Annotated in this window: 21 protein-coding genes; 4 read left to right on the forward strand and 17 right to left on the reverse strand. The window is 59.2% G+C overall.

The window, feature by feature from the left end:
• The coding region (locus tag Q0J60_RS08480; RefSeq protein WP_294440537.1) for a Stk1 family PASTA domain-containing Ser/Thr kinase at positions 1–1,586 on the forward strand (1,586 nt) is incomplete at its 5' end.
• A gap of 289 nt (positions 1,587–1,875) precedes the next feature.
• On the opposite strand, the gene Q0J60_RS08485 is transcribed toward Q0J60_RS08480, so the two are convergent.
• The 3 genes from Q0J60_RS08485 to Q0J60_RS08495 form a co-directional block, all read right to left on the reverse strand.
• Positions 1,876–2,088: a helix-turn-helix transcriptional regulator gene (locus Q0J60_RS08485; protein ID WP_294440539.1), complete on the reverse strand. Its 213-nt coding sequence runs from the start codon at positions 2,086–2,088 to the stop codon at positions 1,876–1,878.
• Positions 2,089–2,095: 7 nt separating this feature from the next.
• Positions 2,096–2,647: a hypothetical protein gene (locus Q0J60_RS08490; protein WP_294440542.1), complete on the reverse strand. Its 552-nt coding sequence runs from the start codon at positions 2,645–2,647 to the stop codon at positions 2,096–2,098.
• Between the two features lie 154 nt (positions 2,648–2,801).
• Positions 2,802–4,037 (reverse strand): radical SAM/SPASM domain-containing protein, encoded by a 1,236-nt coding sequence (locus Q0J60_RS08495; protein ID WP_294440543.1) that lies wholly within the window; start codon positions 4,035–4,037, stop codon positions 2,802–2,804.
• A gap of 230 nt (positions 4,038–4,267) precedes the next feature.
• Here Q0J60_RS08495 and Q0J60_RS08500 point away from each other — a divergent pair, with 230 nt between their 5' ends.
• A complete protein-coding gene (locus Q0J60_RS08500) occupies positions 4,268–5,206 on the forward strand; it encodes a LysR family transcriptional regulator (protein WP_294440545.1) in 939 nt (312 codons plus the stop codon).
• On the opposite strand, the gene Q0J60_RS08505 is transcribed toward Q0J60_RS08500, so the two are convergent.
• Positions 5,183–5,401 (reverse strand): helix-turn-helix domain-containing protein, encoded by a 219-nt coding sequence (locus tag Q0J60_RS08505; RefSeq protein ID WP_294440547.1) that lies wholly within the window; start codon positions 5,399–5,401, stop codon positions 5,183–5,185. The two genes, Q0J60_RS08500 and Q0J60_RS08505, sit on opposite strands and share 24 nt — an antisense overlap.
• Positions 5,402–5,530: 129 nt before the next feature.
• Between Q0J60_RS08505 and Q0J60_RS08510 the strand changes: the two genes are divergently transcribed.
• Positions 5,531–5,773, forward strand: a complete 243-nt coding sequence (locus Q0J60_RS08510; RefSeq protein WP_294440549.1) for a hypothetical protein — start codon at positions 5,531–5,533, stop codon at positions 5,771–5,773.
• Between the two features lie 119 nt (positions 5,774–5,892).
• Here Q0J60_RS08510 and folB read toward each other — a convergent pair whose 3' ends face one another.
• The 12 genes from folB to Q0J60_RS08570 all read right to left on the reverse strand — a co-directional run bounded on the left by folB (position 5,893) and on the right by Q0J60_RS08570 (position 20,586).
• Positions 5,893–6,255 (reverse strand): dihydroneopterin aldolase, encoded by a 363-nt coding sequence (gene folB, locus Q0J60_RS08515; RefSeq protein WP_294440551.1) that lies wholly within the window; start codon positions 6,253–6,255, stop codon positions 5,893–5,895.
• Between the two features lie 10 nt (positions 6,256–6,265).
• Positions 6,266–6,895, reverse strand: a complete 630-nt coding sequence (locus Q0J60_RS08520; RefSeq protein WP_294440554.1) for an HD domain-containing protein — start codon at positions 6,893–6,895, stop codon at positions 6,266–6,268.
• Between the two features lie 47 nt (positions 6,896–6,942).
• Positions 6,943–7,506, reverse strand: coding sequence for a GTP cyclohydrolase I FolE (folE, locus tag Q0J60_RS08525; protein WP_294440557.1), 564 nt, complete (start codon positions 7,504–7,506; stop codon positions 6,943–6,945).
• A 198-nt stretch (positions 7,507–7,704) separates the two neighbouring features.
• Entirely contained in the window at positions 7,705–10,800 is a 3,096-nt protein-coding gene (locus Q0J60_RS08530; protein WP_294440559.1) for a mechanosensitive ion channel domain-containing protein, read from the reverse strand.
• Positions 10,801–10,815: 15 nt separating this feature from the next.
• Positions 10,816–11,643: a transporter substrate-binding domain-containing protein gene (locus tag Q0J60_RS08535; protein WP_294440560.1), complete on the reverse strand. Its 828-nt coding sequence runs from the start codon at positions 11,641–11,643 to the stop codon at positions 10,816–10,818.
• A 205-nt stretch (positions 11,644–11,848) separates the two neighbouring features.
• Complete coding sequence (locus tag Q0J60_RS08540; protein ID WP_294440562.1) at positions 11,849–13,795, reverse strand: ion transporter; 1,947 nt, start codon at positions 13,793–13,795, stop codon at positions 11,849–11,851.
• A 120-nt stretch (positions 13,796–13,915) separates the two neighbouring features.
• Positions 13,916–14,350, reverse strand: a complete 435-nt coding sequence (locus tag Q0J60_RS08545) for a hypothetical protein (protein WP_294440563.1) — start codon at positions 14,348–14,350, stop codon at positions 13,916–13,918.
• Positions 14,351–14,473: 123 nt separating this feature from the next.
• Positions 14,474–15,382 (reverse strand): LysR family transcriptional regulator, encoded by a 909-nt coding sequence (locus Q0J60_RS08550; protein WP_294440565.1) that lies wholly within the window; start codon positions 15,380–15,382, stop codon positions 14,474–14,476.
• Positions 15,383–15,527: 145 nt separating this feature from the next.
• Positions 15,528–16,517: a DmsC/YnfH family molybdoenzyme membrane anchor subunit gene (locus Q0J60_RS08555; protein ID WP_294440567.1), complete on the reverse strand. Its 990-nt coding sequence runs from the start codon at positions 16,515–16,517 to the stop codon at positions 15,528–15,530.
• A gap of 170 nt (positions 16,518–16,687) precedes the next feature.
• Entirely contained in the window at positions 16,688–17,533 is an 846-nt protein-coding gene (locus Q0J60_RS08560; protein WP_294440570.1) for a DmsC/YnfH family molybdoenzyme membrane anchor subunit, read from the reverse strand.
• Between the two features lie 2 nt (positions 17,534–17,535).
• A complete protein-coding gene (locus Q0J60_RS08565) occupies positions 17,536–18,150 on the reverse strand; it encodes a DMSO/selenate family reductase complex B subunit (protein ID WP_294440572.1) in 615 nt (204 codons plus the stop codon).
• A gap of 3 nt (positions 18,151–18,153) precedes the next feature.
• Positions 18,154–20,586, reverse strand: coding sequence for a DMSO/selenate family reductase complex A subunit (locus Q0J60_RS08570; protein ID WP_294440574.1), 2,433 nt, complete (start codon positions 20,584–20,586; stop codon positions 18,154–18,156).
• 339 nt (positions 20,587–20,925) lie between these two features.
• Here Q0J60_RS08570 and radC point away from each other — a divergent pair, with 339 nt between their 5' ends.
• Complete coding sequence (gene radC / locus Q0J60_RS08575) at positions 20,926–21,555, forward strand: DNA repair protein RadC (protein ID WP_294440576.1); 630 nt, start codon at positions 20,926–20,928, stop codon at positions 21,553–21,555.
• A 73-nt stretch (positions 21,556–21,628) separates the two neighbouring features.
• Here radC and Q0J60_RS08580 read toward each other — a convergent pair whose 3' ends face one another.
• On the reverse strand, positions 21,629–22,555 hold the full coding sequence (locus tag Q0J60_RS08580) for a site-specific integrase (RefSeq protein WP_294440578.1): 927 nt from the start codon (positions 22,553–22,555) through the stop codon (positions 21,629–21,631).
• Positions 22,556–22,851 lie beyond the last annotated feature (296 nt).

Consider the following 22,851-nt stretch of genomic DNA (forward strand, 5'->3'; position numbering starts at 1 on the left):
GCAACGTGAAGGTGATGGACTTCGGCATCGCGCGCGCCAAGAACAGCGTGAAAACCCAGACCTCCGCCGTGCTGGGTACTGCGCACTACATCTCCCCCGAGCAGGCGCAGGGCAAAGAGCTCGACGGCACGAGCGACATGTACTCGCTCGGCTGCGTGCTGTACGAGGCCGCTACCGGCCAGCTGCCCTTCGACGGCCCCGACGCCGTGAGCGTGGCAATGCGCCAGGTAAACGAGGCACCCGTGCCGCCCAGCCAGATCAACCCCGACATCCAGCCCGACCTCGAGGCCATCATCCTCAAGGCGATGGAGAAGAACCCCGTCAACCGCTTCCGCACCGCGCGCGAGATGAAGCACGCGCTGGACGACTTCATGATGGGCCGCCCCGTCAATCTGAGCGGCGAGACCATCAACGGCGCCGCCACGCAGGTGATGAATGGCGTGGTGCCCCCCATCAGCAACGATATCGCGGGCGGTACCGCCGTCATGCCCGCCATGGGTGGCATGAACGGCAATTCCGGCCCCATGAAGACGGTCGATTACCGCAACGGCGGCAAAGAGTTCGACATGGGCCAGAAGAAGGGATCCAAGCGCACGGTGGGCATCGTGATCGGCGCGCTGGTGGCCATCCTCGCCATTGCCGGCATCGCGTTGGCGGTTTCGGGGGCGTTCGGGGGCCAGACCCGCGTGCCCGATGTAACCGGCCAGACCGAAGAGGCCGCGCGTCAGGCGATTGAGGCCGCCGGCTACGTGGTCGGCGAAGTCACTGAGGAGAACAGCGCCGACACCGTAAGCGGCCGCGTCATCCGCACCGACCCCGCCGCCAATGCCGTGCTCGACAAGGGCGAGACGGTCAATATCGTGGTTTCTATCGGCGCTAAGAAGGGCTCGGTGCCCGATCTGAACGGCAAGACGGCCGAAGAGGCGCAGAAAATGATCGAGGATGCGGGATTTGTTGCCAAGTTCGGCGGCAACGAGAGCTCCGACGCCAAAGAAAACACCGTGAGCAGGCAGGATCCTGCCTCTGGCACCGAGGCCGACGAGGGCACCACCATCACGTATTGGATTTCCACCGGCCCCGAGCTCACCAACGTACCCAACGTGATTGGTGACGATCAGGCTACGGCGAAGGCGACGCTCGAGAGCGCCGGGTTCACCGTGAGCGTCCAGGACGGCGAGTATAGCGACCGCTACGATGAGGGCGTGGTCATGAGCCAGGAGCCCAACGGCGGCCAGCTCGAAGAAGGCGCGACCGTGACCATCTACATCTCGCTTGGTCAAGACCCTGCCACGATTCCCGTGAATGTGCCCGCTGTGACCGGCATGTCCGAAGGCGATGCCCTGAGCGAGCTGAGCGCCGCAGGGTTCAACAACGTGGGTGTAAGCTACGAAACCAGCAACACCGTGCCCGAGGGTCAGGTCATCAGACAGACGCAGTCCGGCACCGCCACCACTGATACGTACATCGAGATTGTCGTGTCGGGCGGCCCGGGAGCCAGCGCCGGCAACGTGGATGATGGTACCCAGCCGACCAATCCCGATGACGGAAACACCCAGGGTGAAGAGGTCGAAACGAGAGGAGAATAGCGCAAGCCAGGCGATTGGCATAGCAAGCGATAAAGTCCGGAAGGCGGTCACTCAGTGGCCGCCTTTTTGCATGGTTTCAAAAGCCTCAGCACCCTGCACGGCCATCACGCCAGAGCCAAAGGGCAAAAGAAATAAAAAAGAGCAAAAGTTGCAAAAAAGAGCAAAAAGTGTAAAAGCACTATGGGCAAGCGAGGAACTGCGACCTACGCCCAGACCTCGGTCTTCCGCGCCTAACCTTAAGGCTTAAGAAGAAAACTGCGGCCCCGTACAAGAGCCGCAGTTCACAGAACTATAGGTGGTCTTTCGCGAACTCGATCAAATCGCCTGGCTGGCAGTCGAGCTCGGTGCAGATTGCCTCGAGGGTTGAAAAGCGAATCGCGCGGATTTTACCGGTCTTCATCTTGGAGAGATTCGAGACGGAGATGCCGACCCTCTCGGAAAGCTCGTTGAGAGAGATCTTCTTTTCTGCCATGACGCGGTCTAAATGAATGATGATAGCCATGGCTACGTTATAGCGTGTCATCAGACAATTTTTGCAGCAGACTCCCATACTCCACAATAAGCGCGGCACAAAACAGCACGATAGCCAGGACGATGTCACCAACATTAATGGGGATAAGCCGGGGGTCAGTATTTGCCACAGTGGGGCCCACCGCCAAACCAAGCCTACTTTCACCCATGCCAGCAACATCTAGGATTGCCGGAGACGACATAGTGACCAAAGCCGCGTGCACAAGCAGCAGTACCCCAATTATTTTGAGCCTCTGTGATTGAGCCTTGGTGAAGGGGGATTGTCCTTTCGAGACGTCTCGAAAACTACTTTTCAGAGCGGCAACGACAAAAAGCATCAGCACGAACTCAAGAGCCATTTTGCATAGCAACCCCATCGACAACCCTGCATCGTCTGGCGAAAGTTTAATTCCGAATGTCAGCATCAGCGCCGCCATTAAAAACAACCCAACCAGCATTAACCAGAACAGAATAAAGAATAGTCGATATAAGAAGCTCGATACTCGCCGAGCTTTTATAAAAGCATAGTCGATTTCATCAATTTCATTCAAAAGTTCTCCCCCTCGTAATGGCCGCCATCAGTCCGACGCTAACCAAGCACCAAGCAAGGCAAACCAGCTGGCCCAATAACGAAACAGGTACGCGGATCGCCTTCGAACATTTCGCTGCAGAACAACATGGTTTTTCTCCTTTCGACCTGGCCCTTTATCGAGCCAGAACATCTTTGAGCATCGACTCGTACAAGCCGAAATACTCCTTCATCAGAACGCAGTAATCATCCCTGCGGCGCACGCCAACGTCTGCGCCGTCGAACGAGCGCGCCTGACAGCCTCCTCCGCACAGCCACGTGTACGAACACTCACGACATTCCTCCACATCATTCGCGGAAAACGCCATGAATGCCCGCCTGACGGGACTCGCCTCAATGGCATCCATCTCGTCACAAAACAGATTCCCCATCGAAAGCCCCTCACGATGGAGCATGTGGCATGGATACACCTCGCCGTCGTAAGCCACGCTGACAAGGTTGACGGCCGCCTTGCAGGATCCCTTCACACGCACCCCTATAGAACCCCTCCTTAACTCGTTCAGCATGTCCTCTCGATTCAACGCGACCAGCGAACGCGCCAGCCGCTTGAGAGCTTCGTCATCAGGCAGCAAATCGGCATCGCAGCCGCCCGGAGGGCACGTAAGCACGCTGTAATCCACGCCGCACCCCAGTTCCTTCGCTAGCGTCGCGTACTTGCCCAGATCGCCGGCGTTCTTACGATGCATCGTCGCCTTGATTCCCACTGATATCCCCGCGCTCTTGACTCGTCTCACAGCATCGAGCAACACGGGCAAACGGTCGTATTTCCGCACGCACGACGTTTCTTCTTCGGAAGGGATATCGAGCGAAATTGAAATATGGTCTACGAGCCCCGTAATTTTGCTTAGGCAATCGTCGGAGATGCACGTCCCGTTGGTGAGCACATCGACCTTCGCAATCGCACACGCTTGCTTGGCATGGGCAAGAATCTCCGGCAAATCATCTCGCAGGAACGGTTCGCCACCAGATATGACCAAACGATTGACGCCCGCAGCGGCAAGCTTAGATAGCGAGCGCTTCACATCATCGAGCGAGGGATCCGGCGCGGCATTGCGCTCCGCATCCAGCGAGTAGCAGCCCTCGCAATGGAGATTGCATCGCTGCGTCACATGGACATACGCATGAGTGATTCCGAGGGATTCCTGCCGTTTGAAGAAACCTCGCTGCTCAAGATGCTCAACCAACACGGCGTTGCTTGCAAGCACGTCCTCTTGGCTGACATCGCCCGCAAACAGCCTCTCGCACAGCTTTTCACCGGCGGCGTCAAGGCCCACTACCTGACCGTTGTCGAGATTGCCGACAATAGGAACTCCTGCGAACGTGGCACCCACCACGCCGTCATGAAATCGCATGCATCCCCCTTATGCTTCGCAGTATCTATGGCTTTCAACCTTGATTTGAAGTACCCACCCTTTTTCATTATGTCTACTCGTGTCCTAATGACTGCAAAGTAAACGTTTGCGGTCGATATAAATACTTTGCGGTCGGTTCACAATCATCTAAATTTGTCGTTTATCATCAAAAATTAGTCGTTTTTCGACAAATCTTAGAGTTGCAAGCACAATCGACAGGGGTTACTGCCATGTACATCAATCAGCTCGAATACTTTGCCGCCACAATAGAAGCCGGAAGCTTTTACGCCGCATCAAAAAAGGTCTACATCACCGCTCCCGCTGTCGAGCGAGCGATCCATCTTCTTGAGAATGAGCTTGGGGTAAAACTGTTCGAACCTGCGGGCCGCAGCTATCGCCCCACGCAATTGGGCAAGAAGCTGTACGAACCCGTCGTCGAAGCCATGGCCTGCATCGACAGAATTTACGATATGGCGCATGAGCACGCCCTCACCGCCCTTGACGATGCCGAGTTTTACTTGGCTATCGCCACGGCGCCATTCCGCTGCGGATGGCTCGCCCCTGGCGTCTTCGAGCAATTCAAGCTCGACCACCCCAATATCGACCTGAATCTCTTGCCCAATTCGAACGGCGCATGCCTCGAGGCGGTGCGCACCGGCATGGTGGATGCCGCCGTGGTCATCGGCCCCGTAAATGAAGGCGGCTTGCAAAACAGAAGGCTTTTCTCATTTCCCGTCAGAGTGGCGATGGCGAAAACGCACAAACTTGCCTCGGAGGCATACGGATACCTATCGCTGCGCACCATCTCCCATTATCCGATTGCGCGACCCATCGACATCGGGACCTGCTACAAGGTCATTACCCGCGCATTCGACGAGTCGCAGGCACTGCCCCGTTTTGTTGACGTGAGAATGGGAGATGAGCCGGCGTTTCTGCAAGACGGCGGAATCATTCTGGTGGCTGACCACGCCTCAATCAGGCAAATTGCGCCCGACGCGGTCATCAAAGACATAATTCCGCGCGAGCGAATCGTATTGCCCGTGTGCTTTGTGGAAAGGCCGAACGAGACGAGCGCACTGTCGGAGCGCCTCGCAGCGTACCTGGCAACATTCGGAGAGCGCGTAAGAAAACTTCAGTCCAAGGGCTTAGTCGTCGACGCCGTCAAGTAGCTCGGACGCGGTCACACCAAGCCCCTGCGCGAATTTGACGATGTTGGTCAACGTGGGATTGCCGTGGCCATTCTCGAGATTAGACACGTATTTGGGACTCATGCCAAGCATGAGCGCAAGCTGCCGCTGAGTCAGATTTGACTCATCTCGAAGCTGCTTCAGCCTGATGCCAAATTTTCGCGTGTGCTCGTCCATAGAGGACAAAGCCTATGACTTAGAGTACACTCGAACTGGAACTATATGTGTACTTTTGCGAACTTATAAGAAATAAAGCGCAGGTAGGCATGGTGGTTCCTCCGAAAAGCACGGAATACAGGAGGAAGCATGCAGAAAACAATTACCCAAAGTCCGAACGCTCACGAGACCGTCATGCTCTTTGAGCTGCTTGAGCGAGCAGATGCGCTTTTCGCAAACGCCCACTCCCCTGAAGAGCTCGATGCCACAAAGGACAAAATCGTCCAAGAAATCGAATGCCGCTGCTATGCGCGCCGCCTGGAACTCGCACCCCTGGAAATCGATGAGACCGCGGCGGAACGCGCCGAGAAGGCCCGCCATCAGGACGCGTGAATCCTGCATGCTTGCATGCGCACCCTAGCAACGCAACGCGACGTTGCGTCAAATTGGGAATGCATCACACCCACGCGATGTACACGATGTGTTGGTCCAGACCTCGTTCGAACCGGGCCCTATGCGCGCGAGCGCGAGATCGCCACCGACACGTACGACAGCGGTAGACCAATGGGCGCCCAAGGCTTTTTTACTTCGATATCCACGCGCTCTACCATCGGGTATGCATCAAGGATGGCATCGGCAAGCGCCTGTGCAACGCGCTCGACAAGATCGAACGTTTCCTCGCGCATCATTCGGTCGATGAGATGGCACACCTCGCCGTAATTCACCGAGTATTCCAGGCGATCGGCCTCGCATGCGCGGCTTAGATCGGCATGCAGCGTCGCGCTTACCAGGAACTTTTGGCCGAGCGCGTTCTCCTCGGGATACACCCCGTGATTGGCAAACACTTCCAAATCAACAATGCGAATCTGATCCATTGCAGCCTCCCTATATCGCAATTCCGGGATTCTTGCGCTCGTCGGGCCACGAGCATTCCTCGTGCGTCGAGCAGGCGAAACAAGGACGCGAAGCCTTATCGGCCTCGTAGAGGAGCTTGCCTAGCGGTGTGGAAGCATCCGCCCAGCGCCTGTGCTGCGCTACGGCGGCAACAATCATCGTTTTCTCACGCGGGTCGAATCCGTCCACATCCAGAAGCATTTCCTGCGCGATACGGGCGCCGGCTACCTCATGCGGCTCGTCGTCCTCGTACTGCGCCGCCTTGCCTATGTCGTGCAGCAGCGCCGCCGCATACACGACCTCTTTACGAAACGGCAGCCCCCGCTCAAGCACGCGGATATAGGCGATGCGTGCGACATCCAACAGATGCGTCATTTGATGACAGCAGAACTCACGGCCCTCTTCGGCCGCCTCAAGGCGCGCATACCACTCTTCAAACAACGGATGCGTGCGAATGGCCTCGACCTCCGGCATGGGAGCCGGAGCCCCGGGGCCTTCATGCCCGCGCTCGGCAGCGACATCCGATGCTCGCTTCAGCGATGGCGTCATAACCTCGGCACGGACGAACGTCGCTTCCGTCGCGCCATCTCCGTTCTGCCCTACACGCTTCTCGTCATCCATGCCATGCCGCCTTTCGGTTGTGTTCGAGCAAGGCCGATATCTATATTCTAGCGGCTCTGCCCCACCATGCGGAAAAACTCATCGACCAGTGCGGGGTTTTCCTCGAATGCCCCGCGCTTGACCAGCGTGACCGTCTGCGTGCCGGGCTTGCACACGCCGCGCATGGACATGCACATGTGCTCGGCTTCCATCATCACGATGACGCCCTGGGCGTCCAGATGCTCCATCAGAGCGTCCGCCACCTGCGCGCTCAGGCGCTCCTGCAGCTGCAAGCGACGTGCGAACACCTCAACGGTGCGCGCAAGCTTGGAAAGCCCCGCCACGCGGCCATTGGGAATGTAGGCAACGTGAGCATGCCCGAAAAACGGCAGCAGGTGATGCTCGCACAATGAATAGAACGGGATGTCGCGCTCCACCACCATGCCGTTATCGGACACCTCGAACGTGGTGGACAGATGCTCGGCAGCATCCTGCTGCATGCCTCCGCAGATTTCTTCGTACATACGAGCCACGCGGGCGGGGGTGTCAATCAGCCCCTCACGCTGCGGGTCTTCACCAATCGCCTCAAGCAGAAGGCGGGTAGCTTGTTGAATCTTTTCCTGGTCGAACATTTCCGTTCCTTCTCTATCGCGACGAAGGTTCTATGCACGTCGCCATGCAACGCTGGACAGCCCGCCAGCGTGCAGAAATTCTAGCAGAACCGCCAAGCGAGAACGGCACACCAGCAAACACCACCGCAAAAGCAAAGCAGGCCCCCGCAGGAGCCTGCTTGCAGCAATTCCGCCGTTCGGAAGAACGGCGGAATCACACTACTTGCGGCTGTCGTCGGCTTCGTACTCTTCGTTGCCCATATCCTTGGCAGCTTCTTTCTGCTCGTCGTTGAAGCGATCGGCGCGCAGCTGCTCAGCAAGCGTGGCCTTGTAGAACTCGCGCGGCTGACGAACGACGACCTGAGAAAGCGGAATGTTGATCTCGTACTCGTCGAAGATCAGCTTCATCTCGCGACGCAGATCGCGCTCAAGCTGCCCGCGACTGCTCTCGGCGCACTGCACGACCATGCGGATGGTCACGGTGTTGTCATCAAGCGACACCACGCCCTTGTAGAACGGGCCATCCAGAATGGCGGGCAGACGGCGGCGGATATTGGGGAACTCGGTTTCCAGGATGTTCTCCGCGCGCTCCAGCGATTCGCCGTACTCGATATCCATATCGCACGTCGCATAGGACAGCTCCTTGGTCATGTTGACCACATCGCTCACCTCGCTGTTGCGAATGATGATGATGTTGCCGTTGCCGTCGTTGATCTTGGTGGTGCGCACACCGATCTCCACCACGGTACCGGTCTTGGAGCCCACCTGAATGATATCGCCCACGCGGAAGTCACCCTCGAAGATGATGAACAGACCGCTCAGGATATCGCTTACCAGCTCCTTGGCGCCGAACGAGATGGCGATGGAGAGGATACCGGCGGAAGCCAGCAGCGTGGTGGTGTCGATGCCGATGAGCATCAGGCAGTAATACACCATGCCGATGATGGAGGCGTACTTGATGAAGCTGCTGACCAGGCGGCACATGGTTTCGCCGCGCGCCCCGAACACATCGGAGAGCATGCGCAGCAGCGCCTGGATCATCATGGTGATGGTGAGCACCACGCACGCGATCATCAGCGCCGCCGTGACGGCGAACACGTTCAGGCCGTACTCCCAGTTGCCCGAAAGCACGTAGGAGAACACCGAATCCTTCGGGAACACGCGGTCCTGGAACACCACGGCCACGCACACTGCGATGGCGAAGATGCCCGTCAGCACCTTGAGCACGGTGAGCACACGCTGCTCGGCGCTCTTGTCGCCCCAGTGCATGGAGCGATAGATCCAGCGGCTGGCGGCCGATTCGGTCTTGGCGCGGCGGCCGCTGGGCATCGTGGTCTCGAAAGTGCGGTTGGGCTCATCGTCATCGGCCTCTTCACCCGCCGCGACGACCTCGCCCTGCTTGCGGCGAATCTCGAACGTGACCAGCAGGAAGATGACGATCTGGCAAATAATGCCGTTCGCACCCGTGGCAAGGGTCAGCGGCACGCGATCGGTCATGAGCTCGCTTTCGGGCTGCGCCACGTACACGTAGCAGTCGTCGGTCTCGAACGACGATGCGTAGTAACGCACGCCGCCCACGGTCAGGAAATCGCTGAACCCGCCCTTGAGCTGCGACTCCTCCAGACCGGCCGAGGTGGCGCTCGTGCCCTGGAGCTTCTCGTCGGGATAGTAGGCGAAGGTGCCGTCGGCCTTGTTCACCGCGAAGGCGAACCCGCCCTGGCCCAGCTTCACACCGTCGAGGATGGTGTCGATCTGCACGCTGGACAGAAGCGTCTCCAGGCGCTCGGGGCGCATGCTCAGCTGCACGAAGCCGTCCGCCTCGCCCTGGGCGTTGCGCAGCGTCACGCCGATGTACTGGCGCAGCTCGCCCGACACCTCCTCGGGCATGGGCTCCTGCACGATGTACTCCACGCCCTGCAGCAGCGCGCGGAACGCATAGCTCTGGTCCTCGGGGTCCTCGCTCAGCGTGAAATTCGAGTACGGCGAGTTCGTGGCGATCAGCACACCCTCAGAGTTAAATACATACAGGTACTCCACCTGCAGCGTGTCGGCAAGCAACTGCAAGTCGTCGCGATTCTTGAGGTCGGCGTTCTGCTCGAGGGCATACGCCGCCACCTCGGCCTTGCTCAGGTAGCGCTCGTTGTACTGCTCGGTCAGCGTGTCGGCCTGCGCGTTTGTGCGGTCGATGGTGCGCTCGATGTCGGCAGCGCGCTCGTTGCTGCTCACCGATTCGGAGGAGAGCGAGAACAGCGTCTGCATATAGAACGTCACGAGCATGACGGCGAGGAAGCCCACGAACGAGAGCACGATGGCCTTCTTGCCGATGGCCTTGTTGAAACGCAGCGGCCCCATGCTCAAGTAGTTTTCGGGGTTGTAGCCGCGCTTTTCGTCCTCGCGCATAACGAAGAAGCCGTACAGCGCCACCACCATGGCAACCGAGAAGAAGATGAACAGGATGACGCCCACCGTGAGGTTGCGCGAGGCGGTCATGTCGCTTTCGGGGATGGCGCTGAGGTAGTAGCTATCGCCGATCTCAGAGATGCCGCAGTACAGGCGCTCGCCGCCGAACGTAATCCAAGTGAACGTGCCGTCCTCGAGGCGCTCGACCTCGATGCCGTCATCCAGCGCGTCGGTGCCGATGAACGCGGCGTTGGGATGGTATTCCACCACGTAGTTCTTCGCGGAAACAGCAAAAACGTAGCCGTTCTGCCCCACGCTCACGCCCGAAAGCACGCTGGAGAGCGAGCCCGTGTTGGCTACCAGCTCGTCGAGCTCCGCGGGGTTCTGCTCGATGACCGCCATCGAATCGTCGTCGATGCGCGCGGCGTAGTAGCGCATGGTAACGCCTTCGTCGGCAAATTCGACCTCCATGGAAGCGGAGGGCTCATCCGTATCGAACACGGTGCGCAGCTGATTGTAGCGCTGATAGGTGAAATCGGCCAGCGTATCCTGAGCGCGCGCCACCACACCGCCGTCGCGATCCACGATCAGCACGTTGTCCACGCCCAGAAGGTTCTTGTACTCGGACATCTTGGCGTTGGTTGCCGCAAAGCCCGTGTCGTGGTTCGCCATGAAGGCGACGCTTTCGGCCTTGGACTGGTAAATCGCGTCGAACGTCTCAGAGTTCTGCGCGGTTTCGACATCCGCCTCTTCCAGCAGGGCAGGCAGCTCTTCCATCTCGCGCTGAATATCAGCCTGGGCCGATTCGATGGAGAGGTCATCCTGCATGGAGACAAGCGTAAGACCCATGCCAGCCACGCTGATCAGCACGGCCAGCACGAGGAGGATGCCCTTTATCTTGAGCCTAGTAGACATATCTTCATCCTCCCCTTAGTTCCACTTATCGATGTAGGCGGCGATGGTGCCGTCGTCGAGCATGCCCTGGATGGTGCTTGCCACCTGGCCGCTGAGCTCGGAATCCTTCTGGGTGGCCACGCCGTACTCCTGGTCGCCCAGGTTCACGTCAAGAATCGAACGGTCCTCGTTCATATAGGTGCTCGCGATGCTGTTGTCCATCGCGGCGGCATCGACCTCGCCCGTCTCGAGCACCTTGGAAAGCTCCTCGTACGTGGCGATCTTCTTCACGAGAATGCCTTGGTACTGGGTGTAGTCGTCGGTGTTCTCAACCACGTCGGGGCCGATGACGCCCAACTCGTACATCTTGGTGGCGAAAATGGGGTTGGTGTTGGAGCCCGACATGATACCCACCGTCTTGCCCTTGAGCTGCTCCACATCGGTGATCAGCGAGCTGTTTTCCACCATGATGATGGCGCGATCGGTGTAGTACGCGGGAGAGAAGTCGAAGTTCTCAAGGCGGGAATCGGCGATGGAATAGCAGGCGATCACGCAATCCGCCTCGCCATTCAGGAGCGTATCCTTGCGAGAATCAGGCGTAACGCTCACGAACTCGACATCCGCGTAGCCCAGACGCTTCGCTATCTCGTTGGCGATGTCGATCTCAAGGCCATAATGCTTGCCGGTCTGCTCGTTCAGATAGCTGAAGTTCATGATGTCATCGCGCACGCCCACGCGCAGCGTGCCGGTACCCGACGGCGACTCCTCCTGATCGCCCGCGTTGCAACCCGCCAGACAGGCGAGCGAGAACACTGCCGCGGCGAATACCAAGGCAGCAGCTAAAAGCTTGCTCTTCTTCCCCATTGCATCCTCTCGTTCATCCTTATTGGTACATGCCTTAAGTGCATAAAAAACCCGGCGCACAAGCACCGGGCAGACGGAGCGTTTCATAGCATCCGCGCTTTACTATGTAAAGCAAGAATTATAAGGGACGCGCCCCTATAGAAGAGAAGAAATTGCTTGCATCAACAATTATTTGAATGATGGGCAACCTCGCCATAACCCCTTGTCAGCCGTGGCGATTGCCGCGCGGCCGTCTTCTCTTGACCGACACAGCCCGCCCTCCCGGAGCAAGAACCCCTGCGGCACGTCGCACAGGCGGATGGCTGCGCGACGTGCCCTCGCTTGTCGGGAGACTTCGAGAACTGGGGCCATCCGTTACGCCTCTCAAAGCGGCATCGCCCTGCGCGTGCCCCAAGGCGGCACCCGTACGCTCGATGGGTCGCACGCCCTCGCCAGCTGCTAGAGCGATTGATGACCCGCCTTCGCCCGCGCGACCCGCAGCCCATCGTTCCTTTCTGCCTTTTCGAGGCATTTTCCGCACACTGCGCAGAAGCGATCCGAGCGGACTCTTGTGCACGCCGCGCGCAAGAGCCGACACGATAACAAACACGGCAATGCTGTCGAGGATCTTACCGATCAAAAGCGCCCAGAAAACCGCATAGCCCTGCGGAAGGCCGACCGCCGAAAGCACGGCATAGTAGAAGCGATCCTCGCTCGCGGTTATCTGGCTCGCCGAAACCAGCCATGCGAGCCCGATGGCAAAAAGCCCGCCGCCTATGCCCACCACAGCCAGCGTGATGAGCGCTAGCTGAGGCTCCCTCTTGCGGCCAGGACCCAACAAGATGCCGTACGTAAGCGCGACGATCGCCGAGAGCGAGTAATAGAGCAAGTCACCGGCGCTGCCGAGCTGAATCGCAATTACCAGATTGTTCGCGAATCCCACGATGAGGGCGGCCGCCGGCTCAAGCAGCACGGCGGCGAGCGCGGTTCCCGTCGTATCGAGCCACAGCGGTAAGCCAAGGGCGGCGGCGATCTCGTAGCATGCGATGTTCAGCCCGAAGCACGCGAGCATAACAAGCCCGTACACCTCGATGCGCGGATGGGATCTCAGGCCTTCGTGGAGCCAGACGCGCACCGATCGGCGCGGTGCTTTCTCTCTTCCTTGCGCATCCGAGGCCCCAGCCGCCTCGGCATGGTCCGCTCCACCGGCGCGGCGCAGCAACGAAACCAGGCGCTCCTTTGCGGCATTCACCACGCGCACGCTCGTCCATGAGAACACGGCGTCATCGGCCGTGCGTCCGCCGTGCGTCCTACGAGCCTGGCCCTTGCTGCCTTCCCCCTGCATGACGATGGCGCCGCGCGTTGGAGCAGGCGCGTTTTCGGCCTTGCTCCCCTGTTCAAGGCGCATCTGCTCCAAAAATCCACCGGTCACGATGCCTGCCGGAAGCGCAATCACGGCCACGCCGAACAGCGATGACACCATCGACACGGCCTTGCCGGCATCGGTAGTGGGCGTGATATCGCCGTACCCCACCGTGGTAAGCGCCGTGGTCGCCCAGTACAGGGCATCGAAAAAGCTGCCGAATATCTGCGGCTCGTTCACGAACATCATGAGCGCGCTCACGAAAATGTACACGAGCGCGATGGCCAGCACCGAAAGCAGTGTGCGGCTCTCGGCGGCGAACACACGCGCGATGATAGAAAGCCCCCGCCAATAGCGGAATATCCTGACCACACGCAGCGCGCGGAGGAACATGAAATTCGCCGGCAGAACGCCGAGCGAAGGGAGGATGGAGAGTAGGTCGACGATCGCCATGGGCGTGAAGGGATACCTGATAAAGGCGCCCACGCCACGCTCGCCCCGCCTGATGTCGTGCGTCATCCACCGCATGAGATAGTCGAACGCCAGCACATAAGCGCAAGCCACATCGAGCGCGGTGACGAATGCAGCGCGTTCAGGGCTCATGGTTTGCGGGGTGAACATGAGCGGAACGATGCTTATGATGGCGACGGCCACGATGAACACGTCATACGCGCGGCTTACCCCGTCACCGGGCCTTGCGCGTTCCACGATCTCAAACATGCGCTCGCGCAAGGGCGTCGGCGCAAAAGTGCGCACGCCGCGAGCACCCTTCGAGGCGCGATGCTTCGTCTGCTTTTGGCCGTCGCCCATTCCCGTTAGCCCTCTCACCGTCCGTCTGTTTTCATGACCTCGCTATTGTGCCGCAAAACGACGAAAGGCGCGAACCCCCAACGGGCCCGCGCCTTGCCACTATTCGCTTGCTCGGCGGATTTACGCCTGCTTGCCCTCTTTCTCGATCTTGAACGCCAGGAACACCAGCACGGCAACGAACACGAGCGAGAGCACGCCGCTGATGCCGTAAGAGGCAATCTGACCGGTGAACAGGAACATCGCCGCCTGGAGGATGCACAGCACCAGGCCGATGATGGCGATAATCTTGTAGGGGCCGATCTTGGTGGGATCGTTCGCGCCACGCACGCCCAGGATGCCCACGATCAGGGAAACGACGCTCGACACCAGAGCCATGATGCCCACGCCCATAAGCGCGACCCCGACGTCAACCGTCGTGCCGTCGAGCTCCGCCTCCTGCATGCCCACCATGAACGACGAGCCGAACACGATCAACCCAGCGGTGATGATTTGAATGATTGCCATGACGATGGTCAGAATCGACATAATTTTAAGCGCCTTGCGTGCACCAGACATGTAGCACTCACTTTCTTTAAGGGTGATAAAAACTGGCATAGCATCGCAGAAACACTTCAGGCGGTCAATAATTCAACCAAATATTGAAGGCGAGGGCGCTCTCACCTCTAACAATTGGGGGTGCTACATGATGGACATGAGTACGGCCGGGCTTGAGGCCATACGCACGAGCGCCTTGTACTGCGGCACGTTTTTGCCCTTGAGCGTGCAGATGCAGATGGGCACGGGCTCCACATGCTCCTGGTCGATGGGCACCATGGCCAGGTCATCCATGTCTTTGAACAGGGGCGGAATGTTGGCGCAGAACACGTAGCCGCCTTCCTCCATGAAGCGCCCGAGCTCGAACTCCGTATCCTTGGTGCTCACCTTCACGCATTCCGACTCAAGGCCGCATTCGCGGTAGATGGACATGATCGACTGCGCGAAATCATCGAACTCGCTTGCCAGGAGCACGGTATACGGATTCAGATCTTCGATGCTCACTGCCGCTTTTTTCGTCAGGGGATGCGATTCGAGCACCGCGATGCCGGTTTGCATAGTACCCACCGGCACGCACTCGATGCCTCGGTGCTCGCATTTGCCAATGGTGATGATGGCATCCACCTGCTCGGACAATAGCGCCGCCACGCCGTCCTGGGAGTTGGACAGGCCCATCGTCACCTCGATGCCCACCGCCTTGCCCAAAAGCGCTGCGATATTGGGAACCACCACTTCGCTATTGGGAAACGGCGGCGCGCACAGCAACATGCGCATGGGGCGCGGGTCTTCATCTTCGCCGTAGGTTTCAGCGAACGTTTCCAGGTTCTCAAACGCGGCAAGCACCGGCAGCGCCTTAACGTGGAACGCCAGGCCGAATTCGGTGGGGCGCACGCAACGGTTTTCGCGAATGAACAGGGGCTGGCCCAATTCGCGTTCCAAATCAGCGATGGCCTTGGATACCGCTTGAACGGTCACGAACTGCGCGCGGGCGGCGGCAGAAAAGCTCCCCTCCTCGAGAGCGGCCTCGAAATATCTCACCTGGTTGATGTTCATGTGTGCGCTTCCTAGACGAACGTTCTGTCAGTCGTGCGCGCAGTGTTATTGAGCTGCGGGCATAGGTATTGACTATGGTAAGGCCGGCAAACGATTCACCAGGGAGAGAATGGGAGCTTCAATTTTTCTTTGAAGGGATGGCTTCCTATATTCCCGCGGTCATATACATGGCGTAGAACGCGAAGCGTACGATGAAGCAGGCCGCAAGCAGGAGAATCGTGGCCGCGATGGGCAGGGCCAGCGCTCGCAGCGAGGACCTTGCCCCTGCGTTGACGCTCGCGGTCGCAGTGCCCCTTCCCACGCGGCTGCTGCGCGCCCCCGCGGACGCTTCCGCGTTGGTCTTGCGCGCCGATTCGGCCTCTCCTTCGACGCGGCCTTCGCCCGATGCACCGGAGCGCCTCTCATTCACGCATGCACACACTATTCCCGCCGCCGCCAAAACCACGAACACACCGATCTGCATCGTGAGAAGGGGCGCCATGTCGGCCGCGTTCGTCGTGACCGTGCGCATGTCGGACACAATCTGCAGCTCGGCAGCCAAGAGGCACACGCACGCTACGGCAGCCAGAGCCGATGCGGCAGTCAACGCCACCGCAAGCTTGCGGCCTACCGGGAATCGGGCGGCGCGCAATCCCACGAGCGCCACCATTGCTCCCGCCGCGATGGCGCAGGCCCACTGTGTGAACGGCGCAATAGGATTATCCCAGGTCACGATGCTTTCCACGGCATAGGCGCGCGAAACGAAATGCACGAATGCCGCCGCGGCAGTCACGCTCGCCACAAGCAATGCAGTCTTGGGAGCCGTGCGCTGACGGTAGGGGAAGGCCAGGATCCAATATGCACCGCCGAGCGCCAGAAACGCCGCCGCAGATGCGACCTCGTTGGAAAGCGGCGAGCGACCGAGGCCCGTAATCACGTAGAGCGCGTTCGCCGGCGTGCCCAGATGAGTGGCCGAGGCAATAAGCCCCACAAGCGCCAGCAAGAGAGGGATGACCAGAAACCGGTCGGCGCGCTCCCCCACCTTCGCGTCGCGCGCAAAACGGGCCACGAGCGCCATGAGGACATACCCCACCGCACCGGCCGGAGCAATCGCCGTGAACACCACCAATGATATTTCGCTGAACGCCATTTCCATGTGTGTCATCCTACCATGCCAAGCGCAAACGACTGACAGGCACCATTGTTATAGCGTCGTATCGACGGTTTACATGCGCGATTTCGCGATATAAGCCGTCGATACGACGCTATTTCCACAGAAAGCAGAAAGGCCCGGCCGAATGAACGACCGGGCCATATGCGCAGCAGCTAGAGCGCCACCGACATATACAAACCGTAGAAGCCGATGCGGGCGAAGAAGATGCCCACGGCAACAACCACCACGGCTGCAGCGAGCGCCGCAGGGACGGGCTTCTTGCGGGAGGTTCCCGCGACAGCAGCACCGATGATGCCGCACACGGCAAGCGCACCGAACAGGCCCCAGATTGCGGGCACCTGGTCAGCGGCAGTGCCCCAGATGTTGGCGGTAGACTGCGCCGCCATGATCTGCCAGGCGAATCCAGCAACGCCGATCACCAAACCGGCGATGCTCAACGCGGCACCCGCCATCGCGTTTTCACGAGCGATTTCCGCATCCGCCAGAGCAAGCGTGAGCAGGCCAAGAATGCCGCCGCCCAAAAGGCCATAGCCCAGCATCTGCACGACGGACGCAGGCGTATCCCACGTGGGGATGGTGTACATGGTGTACGCCAGGCCGCAGAACACAGAGAAGACGACCGCCATCACGCTCACGGCGACGAGCAGGCCCTTGCGTGCGCCGGCGGAAAGCTTGCCGGCCACAGCCAGGATGCAGTACACGGCGGCCAGAACGAAGAACACCACGCCCACCGTGACCTCGTTGGACAGAGGGGAGCTTCCCACGCCCATGAACACGAAGAACGCGTTCAGCGGGCTGGCCAGGTGGAAAAACGCGCCGATGAATCCGACGGCAACCACGACGAGCGGCAAGAACGCAGCTTTGTCGAGCGTCTTGGCGGCTACGCCCTCGAAAGCGCCCTTGAAGCACGCCGCACACAAGACGATGAACGCGCAGGCGCCCATCGGGGCCAAGGTGGTGAATACCGCCAGCGCGGCTTCGGAGAATCCGTTGCCCATGTCTACTTCACCTCCGCTTCGTTAGCGACGCGGCAGGACGTATCGCCCACGGCATGCGCCGCCGCACAATTCTTGATATACAGGTTGGGCTTAGTAAGCTCAGGATCGGGCAGCGGCGCCACAGCGGCACGCTCGCCCTCGGGCAGCTGGTCGACCGGCGCAAACTGCAGAGCGCGCATCGAGCATGCCTCCACACACATGGGCTGCTTGCCCTCGGCGATGCGGTCCTTGCAGCCGTCGCACTTCACCGAATGGCCCTTGGCACGATCGACGAACGGCGCATCGTAGGGACACGCCATATGGCAGTAGCCGCAACCGATGCAGCGTCCCGTATCCACGCTTACGATGCCGTTCTCGTCCTTGTGCATGGCGCCCGTCGGGCACACGTGCATGCAGGCGGGATCGTCGCAGTGCTGGCACGCGAACGACGTGTAATACGTGAACGAATCGGTGGTCCAGGTGCCGTCTTCGGCCTGGTTCCAGCCGCCGCCCTCAAGCTCGTACACGTGACGGAACGTGGTCCCCAGGTCAAGGTTATGGTAGTCGCGACACGCGGCCTCGCACGTCTTGCAGCCCGTGCAGCGCGTGGCGTCGAAGTAGAAACCGTATTGCGTCATGGCTTACTCCTCCACTTTCTCGATAGCGCAGATCAGGCTGTGCTGGCCAGTGCCCTTGGAAATCGGGTTGCGCTGGCGGCTGGTGAGGGTGTTCGTGCAGCGGCCGGTATCGGTGCGGTCGCCCTCGGCGGGCGCGCTGTGCCACGAGCCCTGCGCGTGCATGATGACGCCCGGCATGATGCGGTTGGTCACCTTGGCCTGCGTGATCATGCTGCCCTGCGCGCTGGTCAGTCGTACCGTGTCCAGATCGCTGATACCCATGCGCTCGGCGTCGATGGGGTTGATCCACGCCTGGAACGGGGCCATCTCCTGCACCACGGGGTTGTGAGCATAGGTGGAGTGCGTCGTGCACTTGTGATGGAAGTCCACGAACTGGAAGGGGAACTCGTCGGTCACGTCGTCGGCGCTGTCGGGGCCGGGCACGTAGGTCGGGATGGCCGTGATGGCGTTCTTCTCGGACTCGTCGAGCGTCCAGGTCTTGGCCATCTCAGCGATCTCGGGCGAGTAAATCTGCGCCTTGCCAGTCACGGTGGTCAGCGGGTTCGCCTCGGGGTCGTCGATGAACGGGTCGTTGTCCATGGAGGGAGCGATGTCGTAGGAGAACGCGCCCATGGCAACGCCCTCGTCGTAGGTGGGCATATCGTAGGTGTCGCCCACGGTTTCCACCAGTTCGTCGTACTGACGACGGCACCAGTCCTCACGGGTCAGGCCGCCGTCGGTGAACTCGTCGCCCACGCCCAGGCGCTCGGCCAGCTCGGCGCACACCTCGTAAATCTCGCGACGCTCGAACTTGGGCTCGTAGAGCGGCTGGCCAAAGCGGATGCCCGCGATGTCGTTGCACTCGCCAGCGGCGGAAAGGCTGTAGGTTTCCTGCGGCGTGAGGTCGGGCAGCACAATGTCGGCCCAGTTGCACGAATCGGTCCAGGCCACGTCGTACTGCAGGATGAACTCGCACTTGCTCTCGTCGCGCAGGATATCGGTGGTGGTGTTGATGTCGCCGTTCTGGTTGGCCATCATGTTGTTGCCGTAGTTGATCAGCATCTTGATGCCCACGTTGAGTTTGTCGGCGCCTTTGATGCCGTCATGCGTGGCGGTCAGCTTCTCGCCGTCGCGAATGGCCTCGGGCCACAGGTACTGCGGGAACTGCACGGTAACGGGGTTGTCGCCGGTAGGCAGGCTAGACAGGCCGATACCGCCGTTGCCGATGGTGCCGCCGGACGTGGTGCCGGGCTTGCCCACCTGGCCCACCATGAGCGCGAGCGCCATGACGGAGCGCGACGCGTTGTCGCCATTGGCGTGGCGCTGCATGCCCAGGCCCTGGCAGATGAAGCAGGGCTTGGCAGTGCCAATCTCCTGCGCCAGCTGCGAAATGCGCTCGGCGGGGATGCGGGTGATGGCGCTTGCCCATTCGGGAGTCTTCTCCACCATATCGTAGCCGGTGCCCTTCACGTAATCGTAATAAGAAAGATGCTGGCCCTTGGCGTCCTCAGGCATGGTGTCCTCGTTGAAGCCGACGACGTATTTGTTCACAAATTCGGTGTCGATGAGATTGTTCGCGATCAGTTCATGTGCGAGCGCGGCCACCAATGCGGCGTCGGTGCCGGGGACGATAGGAATCCACTCGGCGCCCAGATTGGTGCACGTTTCGGTGCGACGCGGATCGATGTTGATGACGCGCACGCCCTTCTGCTCCATGGCAACGGCGAGGTCGTATCCCGGGCCGTCACCCGCCATGCGCATGTCGTTGGGCGAGAAGCCGAACATGACTACGAGCTCGCCGTCCTGCAGCGTCTTGAACGAGCGGTTGCCCCACGAGCCGCCGTACACATACGGGTACGCACCGAAGCTGATGGAGGCGCTGGAATAGCTGCCGTAACGCGTCACCTCGCCACCCAGCAGATTGGACAGGCGGAAGAACGGATTGTTCATCATGATGTTCTGCTCGACGCCGGAGCATTCCTGGATGAAGATGGACTCGCTACCGTAGGTCTCGCGGATGCGCTTCATCTCGCTGGCGATGGTGTCCAGGGCCTCGTCCCAAGAAATCTGCTCGTACTTGCCGTCGCCGCGCTTGGTGCCCTCGACGCGCTTCATGGGATAGTTCAGGCGCTCGTCGCTTCCCAGCCAACGGCGGATAGAACGGCCGCGCAGGCACGCACGCGCCTGGACGCCGCCAAACTCGGAGCTGCCGGCGGTATCGGACTCCACGTAGGCGAGTTCGCCATCCTTCACGTGGCACTGCAGCACGCACGCGCCGCCGCAATTGACGTGGCAGTGCGTGTAGACGATCTGCTCGTCGGACGCCTCTTCGTCGGCGAACGCCTTGGGCGCCTCGCCGAACAGTCCGCTCGACGCGCCCGCGCCCGCAGCGGCCAAGCCGGCAAGCCCGGCTGCCTTGGCGAACGTGCGACGGGTCATCGTTGTCGCTTCTCGCATTGTTCCCCCTTCTTCTGTTTGAGTCAGCCGCCCCGCCTCCCGCAAGGCGGCCGAAATCTTCTACAGCGCTGCAAAGCATACGCGCATCCGCGACAAAACGTTGTCACCAGAATGCGGTGATTTTTATGTTTTACCTGATGAAATGCTACTATTATTTTCAAGAGAAATTGCCAGGGGCTCATTTGAGTTGTCGCAGCACAACGCCGCCTTCATTCCGCATCCCACTTGGAACGTGCACTATTATCGTCGTTTTTCGCCCGCCCCTTCAAGGAAGCGCCATCCGAAATAATGCGCTATGCTCTCGCCCAATGCAGACTGCGATGAAAGCGAGATGCGCAAATGAGCGGACTCATGCCCCGAGAAAAACTTGAGCACTTCGGTGCAGGGAATCTCACCGATGTGGAGCTGCTGCGTATCCTGATCGGTAGTGGTAATAAACAATCGTCGGCGGAGCAAATCGCTAAACGTCTGCTCAAACTGCTGGAAGAAAAAGGCAGCTCTGTTTCCTATCAAGAGGTTCTGGCTATTCCGGGGATGGGGCCAGCAAAAACATCGGAGATCGTTGCCCTTTTTGAGCTCGGCCGTCGTTATCTCGTGCCCGCCGACCGACCAACAATCAAGAGCCCTCAAGCCGCATTCGAGCAACTTGGATGCCTGAGAAACAAGAGGCAGGAATGCGTTGCCGTTGTTACACTCGACGGCGCAAACAGACTTATCGACAGCTCTATAGTTTTTGTAGGGACACTCGATCAGAGCATTGTTCACCCACGCGAAATATTTGCTAAGGCCATCGAGGACCGAGCCGCCTCGATCATCTTAGCCCACAATCATCCAAGTGGCAGCCTTGAGCCATCGGCGGAGGATGAAAGCGTAACTAGAAAACTCAGGGAAATTGGCACGTTGATGGGTATAGAAGTGCTTGATCATCTCGTGGTGACAAAGCATGGCTATCGTAGCATTATCGGTTAGCCGCCCATCGTGCATCGCATAGCCTTTTCCAATCGCAAGCCCCTTGCCAGCACCGACTTCGCCAATAACAGAACTACGTGAGACTCGACAGAGACCTCATCACCAAATCAATATCCTTGTTCTCAAGCTCCTGGATGATGTGGAGATATATTTTCTGCGTCGTATTCATGCTCGAATGCCCCAAGCGCTTCGCCACGCTCGCAATTGACACCCCGGCAAAGAGAAGAAGCGAAGCATGAGTGTGCCTCAATCCATGGATAGAAATCGCGGGCACTCCAGCCTGGGTGCAACGACGAGCCAATATGCTATTGACTGTCGAGTTGTAAACCTTGCCCCCAACAAAAATCGGACTATCCTCAGGCAGCCCTTTCACCAACTCCGAGAATTGAACTATAAGCTGCCAATCAATTGCCACTTTCCTCACAGAGGATCTATTCTTTGTGGGAAGGAAGCCTGTTCCCTCTTTATAATCCCACGTTTTGTCAATAGAGAGCGTTTGACGCGAAAAGTCAAAATCTTTAGGAGTTACCGCCAAAGCCTCCGAAAATCTTAGACCGGTCTTCGCGATAAGGAGAATGAGCCAATCCCAGGAGATACAGGGACCCAGCTCAAGACACTCCAACAGCTTATGAAGCTCAAACTGATTAAGGTAGCGGCTCTTCTTCTCACGGGGAGACTTGCCTTTTACGATTGCTTTTCTGGTGGGATCTCGATCCAGCAGTCCTTCGTCTACCGCATCGAGAATTGCCCCTTTAAGTTGGTGATGAAAGTCCATAACCGTCTGGCGCTCATGCTGTTCGGCATATGCGTTTAGGAGGCGCTGGTATGCCAGCCTGTCCAGATCCTCTATCGCCAGGTCCGGTATGAGTTTTTCAAGCCAGTCCTGGGTAAGATGGTACTTTTTCAGTGTCACCTTCCTTACCGCGCCTTCTTTGTAAACGGTAATCCACTGCTTATAGTAATCGCAAAACGCATCAGTGCGGCAAACCTCGTGCGCCATTTTCAACCTCCTCTAAATTGAGTGTCCGCGCTGACAAGAGGCAATATTTGAATGCACGCATCGTTTTGATCTAGCATATTGGCATTTGATTGGAATTATCGCCAGCGCTTCTAATATCTGCTAACAGAAAGCCAGACAACCTGCGCGAGCCGCAGACGACAACATGCTCACGCTGGTGAAGTGCGGTGAGGTCGTCCAGGTCGCGGAAGAAGGCGCCAATGGCGCGCTGCTCGGGAAGGGACGGCGCACTGATGGCGGCTTCGCTCATTGCAGATCGCGAAATCGAAATTACCTTT

It is taken from the genome of uncultured Slackia sp. (assembly GCF_944321625.1).
In the GTDB taxonomy this organism is placed as follows: Bacteria; Actinomycetota; Coriobacteriia; order Coriobacteriales; family Eggerthellaceae; genus Slackia.